The organism is Sphingomonas sp. (assembly GCF_036677245.1).
In the GTDB taxonomy this organism is placed as follows: Bacteria; Pseudomonadota; Alphaproteobacteria; order Sphingomonadales; family Sphingomonadaceae; genus Allosphingosinicella.
In genome coordinates this window covers 1-10,315 of sequence record NZ_JAKFCG010000026.1, presented here as the reverse complement: position 1 = coordinate 10,315, position 10,315 = coordinate 1, and the positions used below count along the sequence as shown (strand labels likewise).

Genomic DNA, 10,315 nt, shown 5'->3' with positions numbered 1-10,315 from the left:
AGCACCAGCAGCAGCGACAGCACCACGCAGACGAGGAACGCCGGCAGGTTGAAGATGGTCGTGATCACCGCGCCGTCGCCGAGCGTCTTGGCATGGCCGGCGGGCCCGGTCAGCGCGGCCGGTATGTGGATGCCCAGGTCGCCGAGCAGGCTGACCATATAGCCTGACCAGCCGACCGCGACGACCGAGGCGGCGAGCCCATATTCTAGCAGCAGCAGCGAGCCCATGATCCAGGCCGCGAACTCGCCGAGCGTCGTGTAGGAATAGGTATAGGCCGATCCCGAGACCGGCAGGGTCGAGGAAAGCTCGGCATAGCACAGGCCGGCGAGGCCGCAGACCACGCCCGCGACCACGAACGACAGCAGCACCGCTGGGCCGGCGTGGAGCGCCGCGGCATTGCCGGTCCGCACGAAGATGCCGGCGCCGATGATGCAGCCGACGCCGAGGAAGACGAGGTTCCATGGGCCGAGCGATCGCTTGAGCTCGCTGGTGGCGGTTTCCTGCTGAACCTGCTCGACCGATTTGCGCATCATCATGCGCGGAAGAAGACCACCGCGTGCCTTGGTCGCCATCAGCAAACTCCCTACCCTCCGCCGGCGGCCAGTGCCCGCGCTTCGCGAAACCTAAACGCTAAATCGCCCTGCGCAAGCGCTATCGCCGGCCTGCGGCGATTGGCCCACCTAGCGCGCCAGCATCGGCCCGAGCGGCTTTCCGCCGAAGATATGGACGTGGAGGTGCGGGATTTCCTGCCCGCCGTTGCCGCCGACGTTGGCGAGCAGGCGATAGCCGGGCGCGACCAGCCCGGCCTCGCGCGCGATGCGGCCGACCGCGCGCACGAACGCCGCGATCTCCTCGTCGGGCGCGCGCTCCGAAAAATCGTCCCACGACACGTAGCGCCCCTTGGGAATGACGAGGATATGGTCCGGCGCGAGCGGATTGATGTCGTGGAACGCCAGGACATGATCGTCCTCGAACACCTGCTTGCACGGCAGCTCGCGCCGCAGGATGCGCGCGAAGATATTGTCGTCGTCATAGGGCCGGGTCGCATCGATCGGCATGGCAGTCCCTTCCTCGCTCCGCGCCTGCTTTCCGTTGCGGAAGGCAGGCAAGCTCTTCCCGTGGCTGAAGCTTTTTCGCTTAACGATGGGCATCTGGCGAGCGCAAGCGGCTTGACCCTATTGCGCTCGGCGCTACCAGATAAGGCATGAGCGACGACACGCCCGACAGCCTGATTCCCTATGACGAGATCGTCCAGGAGGCGCTTCGCGCCGTCGTCGGACGCGTGCTCGGACAGATCGAGGCGACCGGCTCGCTTCCGGGCACCCACCATTTCTACATCACGTTCAAGACTCGCGCCGCCGGCGTCGACATCCCCAAGCATCTTGCCGAACGCTTTCCGGACGAGATGACGATCGTCATCCAGAACCGCTTCTGGGATCTCAAGGTCGGCGAGGACACGTTCGAGGTCGGCCTCAGCTTCAACCAGGCGCCCGCCAAGCTCGTGATCCCGTTTTCCGCGGTCACCGGTTTCCACGACCCGGCGGTCAATTTCGCGCTGCAATTCCAGGTCCAGACCGAATCGCACGGCCCGCAGGATCACGACCAGGCAGAGAACGATCACCCGCTCGCCGAGCCGGTCGAGGATGGCTCGAACGTCGTGTCGGTGGACTTCAGCCGCAAGAAATAGGGCTGCCCGTCTTTCAATCCGGCTGGCCTCCACCAGGGCGCCGGATCCTCTTACACGCCACACATCATCAGCGAGCAAACGGCCGTGGCTTGAAATTCGCCCAACCCGAGTGGATAGGGCCGGGCGAATAGGGCCCACCAAGCTAGGGCCAGGGGATAGGAAGAGCCATGAATTCGATCACCACCACCCGCACCGAAACCGACAGCTTCGGGCCTATCGAGGTCCCCGGCGATGCTTATTGGGGCGCGCAGACGCAGCGCTCGATCGACAATTTCCCATTCGGCCAGCGCGAGCAGATGCCGATCGAGATCGTCCACGCGCTGGGCTTCGTCAAACAGGCGGCGGCAAGGGTCAACGCGCGGCTCGGCGACATCGACGCCGAGCTCGCCGAGGCGGTCCAGCAGGCAGCGGGCGAGGTCGCCGCGGGCGGGCACGACGATCAATTCCCGCTGGTCATCTGGCAGACCGGCTCGGGCACCCAATCGAACATGAACGCAAACGAGGTCATCGCCTCGCGCGCCAACGAGATCCTCACCGGCAAGAAGGGCGGCAAGAGCCCGGTCCATCCCAACGACCATGTCAACATGGGCCAATCGTCCAACGACAGCTTTCCGACCGCGATGCATGTCGCCGCCGCGCGCGCGGTGCACAAGAGACTGCTCCCGGCGCTCAAGAAGATCCACGCCAGGCTCGATGCGCAGGCGAAGTCCTGGGACCGCATCGTCAAGATCGGCCGCACTCATTTGCAGGACGCGACGCCGCTGACCCTGGGCCAGGAATTCTCGGGCTATGCCGCCCAGATGCGCGACGGCATCGCCAGGGTCGAAGGCGTGCTGCCGCGCCTCCACAAGCTCGCGCAGGGCGGCACCGCGGTCGGGACCGGCCTCAATGCGCCGGCCGGCTTCGACAAGGCGTTCGCAGCCGAGATCGCCAAGCTCACCCAGCTTCCGTTCGAGACCGCGCCCAACAAGTTCGAAGCGCTCGCCTCGCACGACACTCTGGTCGAATTCTCGGGCGTGCTCAACGTGCTTGCCGTCTCCTTGACCAAGATCGCCAACGACATCCGTCTGCTCGGCTCGGGCCCGCGCTGCGGCCTTGGCGAGCTTCGCCTCCCGGAGAACGAGCCGGGCAGCTCGATCATGCCGGGCAAGGTCAACCCGACCCAGGCCGAAATGCTGACCATGGTCGCCGCGCAGGTGATGGGCAATCATGTCGCCGTAACGATCGGCGGCCTCCAGGGCCATATGGAATTGAACGTGTTCAAACCGCTGATCGGGGCCAATGTGCTGCGCTCGATCGACCTGCTCGCCACCGGCATGGAGAGCTTCACCGAGCGCGCGCTCGACGGCCTCGAGCCCGACGAGCGTCGGATCAGCGAGCTGATGAACCGCTCGCTGATGCTGGTCACCGCGCTGGCGCCGGAGATCGGCTACGACAATGCCGCGAAGATCGCCAAATACGCGCATGAGAAAGGCCTCACCCTCAAGGAAGCCGGGCTCGAACTCGGGCTGGTCGACGAGGAGACCTTCGACCGGGTGGTGAAGCCCGAGGCGATGCTCGGCAGATAATTGCCTGATCCAGGTTATCTCGCTTCGTTTTGAGCGAAGCGGGCCGGAACATGCCGCGCGCTGCCCGGTTGGCACGGCACCTCCACCGGAGACTGCCGATGCCGCAATTCGTCTTGGCCGCCACTGCTGCCGCAATGACGTTGCTCGCGGGCGGCGCGGCAACCGGCGCGAGCTTCAGACAATGAGCGACGCCGATCGTCCCTCGACCGAATCCGCGCCCGGCGACGAAGCGCCGCCGGGGACTCCGGGGACTGGCGAGAACATCTGCCGGCGGTGCAACGGCACCGGCAGGCTCGGCGAGAAGCCCTGTCCGGAGTGCGAAGGCACCGGCCGGGTCGTGCAGGGCATCGGCGGAGCCTGAAGGCGACGGGCAAGGAAGGGCAACCAAAGCTGCTTCCGGTGGCGCATGTCATTGGAGCAGTCCGACTGAGCGACAGTGCGAAGCGAATGTCCAGGCTCAACCAATGTTGGATCGCCGCGATGCGCGCCGGGCGCTTCGAGCAAGCGTGGGCGATCGCCGAGAGGATCAATGCGTGCCGCGACCCGGCCTCGCGCGACGATCCCGCGCTGCCTTATCATCTCCGCTGGGTCTGGGACGGCGCCGAATGCGACGGCAGGCACGTGCTCGTCCGCTGCTATCACGGGCTCGGCGACACCATCCAGTTCGCGCGCTACCTGCCCCGCCTCGCCGCGCGCGCCGCCTCGGTCACGGTCGAGGCGCAGGAGCGTCTCTGCGGCCTGCTTGCGGGCATGCCCGGAATCGACCGCCTCGTCCCGTTCGATCCGGCTGCTCCGCTGCCTGCGGCCGAATGCGAGATCGAGATCACCGAGCTCGACTGCGCGCTTCGCGAGCCGCCGTCGCGCGCGCGGCCACCTTATCTGCGCGTCGCGCCGGCGGCGCTGCCGCCCGGCACGATCGCGATCTGCTACGCCTCGGGCGACTGGGATCCGGAGCGCAACGTTCCCGCTTCGCTGTTCGGATCGATCTGCCGCTCGGCGCGCTGCATCACGCTGGTCGCCGAGCCCACCGACCTTCCCGTGCTGAACCCGGGCGGCTGCCCGTACGACATGGGGGCGACCGCGTCGCTCACCTCCGCCGCCGATCTGGTCATCACCGTGGACACGATGGTCGCGCACCTCGCCGGAGCGATGGGCAAGCCCACCTGGCTGCTGCTCAAGGCGGAGCCCGACTGGCGCTGGTCGCCCGAGGACAGCGCCAGCCCCTGGTACCCGTCGATGCGCCTGTTCGCGCAGCCGCGGCCTGGAGATTGGGCGGCGGTCGTCGAGGCGGTCGAACGCGCCCTCGTCGATCGCGAGCTTGCCGTCGAACAGCGGGCACGCGGATGACCATTGCCACCCCCGCCGTGCCCGTCTCTTGGGGCGAACTGCTCGACAAGATCACGATCCTGGAGATCAAGCTTGCCCGGATCGCCGAGCGCGAGGCGCATGCCCATGTCGCGAAGGAACATGCGCTGCTGCTCGATATCGCCGCCGAGGGCCTGTCCCAGCACGACGTCGCTTCGCTCGTTGCGCAACTGCGCGCGGTCAACGAGGAGTTGTGGGAGATCGAGGACGCAATCAGGGAAGCCGAATGTGCGGCGCTGTTCGGCGACGAATTCATCCGGCTCGCGCGCGCGGTCTACAAGAAGAACGACCGCCGCGCGGCGCTGAAGCGCGCGATCAACCTTTGCCTTCGCTCCGAATTGATCGAGGAGAAATCCTATTCCGGCGTGCGCGAGAGCATCCCCCTGCTGCCTTGATCGCGCGTAGGGCTCAGCGCCCCGTCACGAGATCGACGAGCGCCGCGGCATCGCCGGGCAGTTCGTCGCCTCGCCACGCGATATGGAGGTCGGGGCGAAGCAGGTAATGATCCCGCTCGTACAAGCCCCGCATGTGGGGCTCGTCGAGCGCGAGGATCCGCAGGCCGACGCCGCGCGCCTGGAATTCCGCCTGCAGCGCGGCGGTGCTGCCGTCCGGCCCTCCTGCCGGCGCCGCGAAGCTCAGCAGCGTATAGTCGTCGCCCAGCACATCCTGGAGCGGCGTGCCGCTGCGCAGCCACATATGCGGGGCGCGCGCGCCCGGGCGGGTGTGCGGGACATAGACATTGCGGTCCCACACCGGCTCATTGCCCTCTTCATCGGCGATGATCGCCGAGCCGGCATAGGAATAGCCATATTCGGCGCCGCGCATGCCGTGCGTGCGGCCGTGATTGACGAGGAACGACTTGCCGATCTCGTGACGCAGGTCGGCCGCTTCGGGCGTGTCTTCGTTCGCTTCGGGCCGGATCAGCGACAGCCAGAGCGGCACGCCGGCCGCCGCCCATCCCGCAGAGTCGACGTTGAACGCGCCGACCGGGCGCCGCTCCTGCTCGTACGAATCGAGCAACGCCTCGCCGCCCCAGCCCTTGAGGCGGCCCGCCAGCTTCCACGACAGGTCGAAGGCATCGCCAAGGCCGGTATTCATGCCGAGGCCGCCGTTGGGAATGACGAGATGCGCCGAATCTCCGGCCAGGAAGACACGGCGATCGCGATAATGCTCGGCAAGCAGCAGATTGTGCCGCCAGCTGGCGACATGAAGCACATGGATGTCGCATGGGAAACCGACCAGTTCGGCGATGATCGGCTTGAAGTCGGTGCCCTCGGGCAAATCGGTGTGGAGCGTGAATTCCTTGCGGTCGCCCTGGACGACGATCAGCGCCCCATGGCTGCTGAGAAACGAATAATGCCGGCCTTTTCCGTAGGGGATCTTCTCGAACAGGTCGGGTGAATAGAAGGCCACCTGGCGCAGCTCGCGGATGTTGCCCTGGCCATGGAGCGCGATGCCGAGCTGCTTGCGCACCGTGCTCGAGCCGCCGTCGCATCCGGCAAGATAGGAGGCTTCGTAGGCCGCCTCCTCGCCGCTCGAGCTGCGGGTGTGGACGATGACCCGATCTTCGTCCTGCTCGAGGCTCACCAGCGGGCAATCGTAGCGCACGGTGACGTTGGGCGTCTCCTGGGCGATCTCCTTGAGAAGCGGCTCGATCTTGTTCTGCGCGACGATCTGATAGGGCTCGAGCGGCAGCGAGCCGTCATGGCAGAGCGCCGTGCGGCGGCGCCATTCGTCGACGGAAGGAAATTGCATCACGGCGACGGGCGGCTCGCTCAACCGCTTCATCAGGAACACGTCGAGCGGAACGTCGCCGGGATAGCCCAAGGCGCGCACCCGGTCGGCGATTCCGATCCTTCGGAAGAATTCCATCGACCGGCCGTTGGTGCGGTCCATCTTCGGCCATTTCGACGACGTCTTGTTGCGCTCGATCAGCAAGGTGCGGACCCCGCGACGGCCAAGATCGATCGCCAGGCAAAGACCGACCGGCCCGCCCCCTGCGACGATGACATCAAACGGCCCTGGCGCTTTCTTCATCCTCGCTCCCCGCACTATCGTTCGCGCCATATCTTCAGCGCTTTCGATCCGACTTCAACACCTTCGAGCAAATTCTACTTTGCCCGGCTTTTAGAGACTTGCCTGCCATTGCTTGACCGCGTCGATCGGCGCCACCAACATCAGCACGTTGAGCGTGAGATTGTCGCGCACCGCCCACAAGGCGAGCAGCTCGAAGCCGATGGCGATGATCACGATCGTGCGGACGGGGAGCCGGCGCGCGAGCGCGAAGCCCAGGACCATCCAGCCGATGTCTGCCACCGAGTTGATCACGCTGTCGCCGGCATAACCGAGCGCGATCGTCGCCTCGCGATAGCGGTCGATGATGAAACGGCTGTTCTCGAGCAGCTCCCATGCCGCCTCGATGCCCACCGCCATCACCAGCCGATCGCCGGGCGGGTTGCGGCGCAGGAACAGCCAGCCGAGCGCGTAGAACAGGAAGCCGTGGATGATGTGGCTCGGTGTGTACCAATCGGCGAGATGCTGGCTGTTGTCGGCGCTCTGGACCGCCCCCGCCCACAATTTGACCTCGCCGCAGGTGCAGATCAGCGGCCGCCCCATCGCGTGCAGCGCGACCGCGGCGAGCGCGACGATCAGTGCCGCGACCAGCATGTGCCGTCGCCCGATCCGCTTTGTCCTGCCGTGCTTGACCATGAGCCCCCTTCGCCGCACTAGCCCCTTATGGCGCAAGGCTCCCAATTGAAAAGACGCGGCCTGCTGTTCGTGCTGTCGAGCCCGAGCGGCGCTGGGAAATCGACGATCGCGCGCCTGCTGCTCGGGGCGGACGACGGCATTGCGCTGTCGGTCTCGGCCACGACCCGGCCAATGCGGCCCGGCGAGGTCGCCGGGCGCGACTATCATTTCGTCGACGACCAGGAGTTCGACCGCCTGGTCGAAGCCGGCGAGTTCCTCGAATGGGCGCACGTCTTCGGCCGGCGCTATGGCACACTGAGGTCAGAGGTGCGCAAATCGATCGAGAGCGGGCGCGACGTGCTGCTCGACATCGACTGGCAGGGCACCCAGCAATTGAAGCAGGTCGATCCCGATATCGTCCGCGTGTTCATCCTGCCGCCGTCGATGGCCGAACTCGAGCGGCGGCTGCGCGCGCGCGGCACCGACAGCGACGAGGTCATCGCCGGGCGCATGGCCCGCGCCGCCGCCGAGATCAGCCACTGGGCGGAATATGATTATGTCCTGATCAACGACGATGCGGCGGCCTGCCTCACCAACGTCCAGGCGGTCCTGGACGCCGAGCGGCTCAAGGCCTCGCGCCGCACCGGCCTCCACGATTTCGTCCGCGGCCTGATCGGCTGATCCGGCGCTGCCGGGCTTTTGCCTCCGGCCGCGCTTTGCTTTACCCCCCCTCGCCAAACAGGGCGAAAACAAGGGAGATCATATGGCACGCGCAGTGGTGGGAGCGGTGGCGGCCGCCGTCGCGATGTTCATCATCGGCTTCATCTTCTTCGTGACGCCGCTCCAGAAACTCGCGGTCGGCAATCTAAACGATATCCAGGCCGCCTCCGTCCAGAGCGCGCTTGCCGCGCATCTGCCGGGCACCGGCACTTATTACGTGCCGAGCGGCGACACCCGCGCGCAGAGCGAGATGTACAGCCGCGGCCCGGTCGCGACCGTCCACTACAATATCCACGGCTTCGCGCCGGCAAGCTCCAGCGCGATGATCGCGGGCTTCGTCCACATGCTGATCGTCGCGCTGCTGATGGCCGCCGGCCTCTATCTGCTCTCGCGCCACATCGTCCGCTTTGCCGACCAGGCCAGGATCCTCGGCCTCTTCGTCGTCGCTGCGGTTGGATATCTGCGGTTCGGCGAACCGATCTGGTTCCATCAAGCGTGGGGCTACGCGATCTACATGTTCGTGGCCGAATGCATCTCGTTAGGTGTCGCGGGCTTCATCATCCTGAAGCTGCTCCCGAAGGCCTCAGCGCGGGCCGCTCCCGCCGGTGCGACCAGCGATCTTTGATCCACTCCTGCCGCCGGGTACGCCACTCCCGCTTTCGGCACCGCTGCAAAACTCGGTTCGCGGTGAGCTTGTCGAACCGCTTTCCTTCTTGCTCAGAGAAGGAAAGGCCTTCGACAAGCTCAGGCCGAACGGTTTTTGAGTGACTCGGCACCTTTTGCAGCGGTCCCGCCTTCGGGACCGGAGCTTCACGCGTCGGCACGCTCCTCCAGGAGCTCGACGAAGCGGTGGGCCGCGGCGAACTCCTTGCGGCGCGCTTCGAGCCGCGCGGTCGCTTCGAAATCCTCGCCCCATTTCTCCGCCTGCCAGGCCTCGTCGACCGTCGCCGCCGACCATGCCGTGTCGAGATCGATTGCGCGTTCGACCAGCGCGAGCGCGATGACCAGCGAGCCGCTGATCGTCACCAGCGGCGACAGAGCCGCGAGCACGAAAGCATCCTTGGCCGCGACCGCGCGCGCCAGCTGCTCGGTGGTGCGCTTGGGTTGGGGGCGATGGAGGATGCCCGACGTGATCTCGAAATCGATGTCGAAACGGTGGCGCGCCCAGGCGAGCAACGGATCCCAAAGCTGCTCCTCGCGCTCGATCAACGCCTCGGGACCTTCGGCGCGATAGCAGAGCAGATCGCTCTCGCCATAAGCGGCAAGACCGCGCGCGAAGGCGGCGGGGTCGGGCACGACGCGGTCGATCGCCGCGTTGGCGAGGCCGGTCAGCGGCATCGTCCGCGGGTCGATCTCCTCGCCTTGGCTGCGCCATTCCTCGGCGACCGCATCGGCCAATGCCAGGCTCGGCAGGCTCAGCGGCAGCCGCGCAGGCGTGCGCACCGGCCGGCGGTCGAGCAGGATCTGGCAGCCGTCCTCGAGCGGTTCGACCGACACGTCCTTGTAGAAGCGCTTCATCGTCCGGGCGGGGTGCGCCATTTGGCCGCGAGCCAGCGCGGGCCGCCGAAGCTGATCAGCAGGCCGACGAGGGCGAGCGGCAGCCCGAGCCCGATCCAGCCCTCCTCGCGCAGCCAGTCGGTCTGCCAGGCGAGCAGGCCGATCAGGACCAGCAATGTTCCGCCGATCCGCACCAGGTTGATCGCGATGAAGCGGTTGCGCCACGTGGTGTCGCTGGGCGGGAGCTCTGGGTTCATGCGAAAGCCTTGATCAAACCGACGATGTCCGACGGGTGCTCGGCGATGTAATCCGCACCGGCCGCGAGAAGTTCCTCGCGCTCGTGATAGCCCCAGGCGACTCCGACCGCGGTCACCCCGGCGGCCTTGGCCATCATGATGTCATAGCTCGTGTCGCCGATCATCATCCCCTGTCCGGGCTCGGTGCCGGTCTCGGCGAGCGCCGCTTCGATCATCGCCGGGTGCGGCTTGGACGGATGGCGATCGGCGGTCTGCAGGGTCACGAAATGCGGTGCGATGCCGTGCCGCTCGAGGCACAGCGACAGCCCGCGATCCGACTTGCCGGTGGCGACGCCGAGCAGCCAGCCCGCTTCGTCGAGCGCGGCAAGCGTCTCCGCGACACCGGGATAGAGCGGCTCGTCGACCAGACCATTGTCGCGCAGGCGGTGGAACGCGAGCTTGTAATCCTCGGCGAGCGCATGGTGCAGGTCGGGATCGGCGCCGGGCAGCATCGCGCGCATCGCCTCGACCAGGCTGAGCCCGACCACCCGCCG

14 protein-coding genes are annotated in these 10,315 nt (G+C 66.7%); 7 read left to right on the top strand and 7 right to left on the bottom strand.

Annotation, left to right across the window (positions count from 1 at the left end; all coding sequences use genetic code 11):
• Positions 1-572, bottom strand: a 572-nt coding sequence (locus V6M48_RS02705) for an amino acid permease (protein ID WP_332810984.1), incomplete at its 3' end; no start/stop codon positions are given.
• 108 nt (positions 573-680) lie between these two features.
• Positions 681-1,058, bottom strand: a complete 378-nt coding sequence (locus V6M48_RS02700; protein ID WP_332810983.1) for a histidine triad nucleotide-binding protein — start codon at positions 1,056-1,058, stop codon at positions 681-683.
• A 146-nt stretch (positions 1,059-1,204) separates the two neighbouring features.
• Between V6M48_RS02700 and V6M48_RS02695 the strand changes: the two genes are divergently transcribed.
• The 5 genes from V6M48_RS02695 (at position 1,205) to V6M48_RS02675 (ending at position 5,015) form a co-directional block, all read left to right on the top strand.
• The gene (locus tag V6M48_RS02695) at positions 1,205-1,687 is read left to right on the top strand and encodes an SspB family protein (protein WP_332810982.1); all 483 of its coding nucleotides are present in this window, start codon (positions 1,205-1,207) and stop codon (positions 1,685-1,687) included.
• Between the two features lie 176 nt (positions 1,688-1,863).
• Positions 1,864-3,255 (top strand): class II fumarate hydratase, encoded by a 1,392-nt coding sequence (gene fumC, locus V6M48_RS02690; protein WP_332810986.1) that lies wholly within the window; start codon positions 1,864-1,866, stop codon positions 3,253-3,255.
• 181 nt (positions 3,256-3,436) lie between these two features.
• Positions 3,437-3,616, top strand: coding sequence for a hypothetical protein (locus V6M48_RS02685; RefSeq protein ID WP_332810981.1), 180 nt, complete (start codon positions 3,437-3,439; stop codon positions 3,614-3,616).
• Between the two features lie 86 nt (positions 3,617-3,702).
• Positions 3,703-4,602: a hypothetical protein gene (locus tag V6M48_RS02680; RefSeq protein ID WP_332810980.1), complete on the top strand. Its 900-nt coding sequence runs from the start codon at positions 3,703-3,705 to the stop codon at positions 4,600-4,602.
• A complete protein-coding gene (locus V6M48_RS02675) occupies positions 4,599-5,015 on the top strand; it encodes a DUF6165 family protein (RefSeq protein WP_332810979.1) in 417 nt (138 codons plus the stop codon). Before V6M48_RS02680 ends, V6M48_RS02675 begins: the two co-directional genes overlap by 4 nt.
• A 13-nt stretch (positions 5,016-5,028) precedes the next feature.
• Here V6M48_RS02675 and V6M48_RS02670 read toward each other — a convergent pair whose 3' ends face one another.
• Together V6M48_RS02670 and V6M48_RS02665 are read right to left on the bottom strand one after the other, a co-directional pair.
• Entirely contained in the window at positions 5,029-6,657 is a 1,629-nt protein-coding gene (locus tag V6M48_RS02670; RefSeq protein ID WP_332810978.1) for an FAD-dependent monooxygenase, read from the bottom strand.
• A 90-nt stretch (positions 6,658-6,747) separates the two neighbouring features.
• Positions 6,748-7,329 carry a DUF2585 domain-containing protein gene (locus V6M48_RS02665; RefSeq protein WP_332810977.1) on the bottom strand — a complete coding sequence of 194 codons (582 nt, stop codon included), beginning with the start codon at positions 7,327-7,329 and terminating at the stop codon, positions 6,748-6,750.
• Positions 7,330-7,356: 27 nt separating this feature from the next.
• Here V6M48_RS02665 and gmk point away from each other — a divergent pair, with 27 nt between their 5' ends.
• Together gmk and V6M48_RS02655 are read left to right on the top strand one after the other, a co-directional pair.
• Positions 7,357-7,989 (top strand): guanylate kinase, encoded by a 633-nt coding sequence (gene gmk / locus V6M48_RS02660; protein WP_332810976.1) that lies wholly within the window; start codon positions 7,357-7,359, stop codon positions 7,987-7,989.
• A gap of 82 nt (positions 7,990-8,071) precedes the next feature.
• The gene (locus V6M48_RS02655) at positions 8,072-8,653 is read left to right on the top strand and encodes a hypothetical protein (protein WP_332810975.1); all 582 of its coding nucleotides are present in this window, start codon (positions 8,072-8,074) and stop codon (positions 8,651-8,653) included.
• Positions 8,654-8,838: 185 nt separating this feature from the next.
• Here V6M48_RS02655 and V6M48_RS02650 read toward each other — a convergent pair whose 3' ends face one another.
• From V6M48_RS02650 to V6M48_RS02640, 3 genes are all read right to left on the bottom strand, one after another.
• Positions 8,839-9,546, bottom strand: coding sequence for an ATP12 family chaperone protein (locus tag V6M48_RS02650; protein WP_332810985.1), 708 nt, complete (start codon positions 9,544-9,546; stop codon positions 8,839-8,841).
• Complete coding sequence (locus V6M48_RS02645; protein ID WP_332810974.1) at positions 9,543-9,782, bottom strand: hypothetical protein; 240 nt, start codon at positions 9,780-9,782, stop codon at positions 9,543-9,545. Before V6M48_RS02645 ends, V6M48_RS02650 begins: the two co-directional genes overlap by 4 nt.
• Positions 9,779-10,315, bottom strand: a 537-nt coding sequence (locus V6M48_RS02640; RefSeq protein WP_332810973.1) for an HAD-IA family hydrolase, incomplete at its 5' end; no start/stop codon positions are given. The genes V6M48_RS02645 and V6M48_RS02640, both read right to left, overlap by 4 nt.

Excerpts from the sequence above, each read along its gene's own strand:
- V6M48_RS02700 (WP_332810983.1), bottom strand. The coding sequence starts at position 1,058 with ATGCCGATCGATGCGACCCGGCCCTATGACGACGACAATATCTTCGCG.
- V6M48_RS02695 (WP_332810982.1), top strand. The coding sequence starts at position 1,205 with ATGAGCGACGACACGCCCGACAGCCTGATTCCCTATGACGAGATCGTC.
- V6M48_RS02685 (WP_332810981.1), top strand. The coding sequence starts at position 3,437 with ATGAGCGACGCCGATCGTCCCTCGACCGAATCCGCGCCCGGCGACGAA.
- V6M48_RS02680 (WP_332810980.1), top strand. The coding sequence starts at position 3,703 with ATGTCCAGGCTCAACCAATGTTGGATCGCCGCGATGCGCGCCGGGCGC.
- V6M48_RS02675 (WP_332810979.1), top strand. The coding sequence starts at position 4,599 with ATGACCATTGCCACCCCCGCCGTGCCCGTCTCTTGGGGCGAACTGCTC.
- V6M48_RS02670 (WP_332810978.1), bottom strand. The coding sequence starts at position 6,657 with ATGAAGAAAGCGCCAGGGCCGTTTGATGTCATCGTCGCAGGGGGCGGG.
- V6M48_RS02665 (WP_332810977.1), bottom strand. The coding sequence starts at position 7,329 with ATGGTCAAGCACGGCAGGACAAAGCGGATCGGGCGACGGCACATGCTG.
- gmk (WP_332810976.1), top strand. The coding sequence starts at position 7,357 with ATGGCGCAAGGCTCCCAATTGAAAAGACGCGGCCTGCTGTTCGTGCTG.
- V6M48_RS02655 (WP_332810975.1), top strand. The coding sequence starts at position 8,072 with ATGGCACGCGCAGTGGTGGGAGCGGTGGCGGCCGCCGTCGCGATGTTC.
- V6M48_RS02650 (WP_332810985.1), bottom strand. The coding sequence starts at position 9,546 with ATGAAGCGCTTCTACAAGGACGTGTCGGTCGAACCGCTCGAGGACGGC.
- V6M48_RS02645 (WP_332810974.1), bottom strand. The coding sequence starts at position 9,782 with ATGAACCCAGAGCTCCCGCCCAGCGACACCACGTGGCGCAACCGCTTC.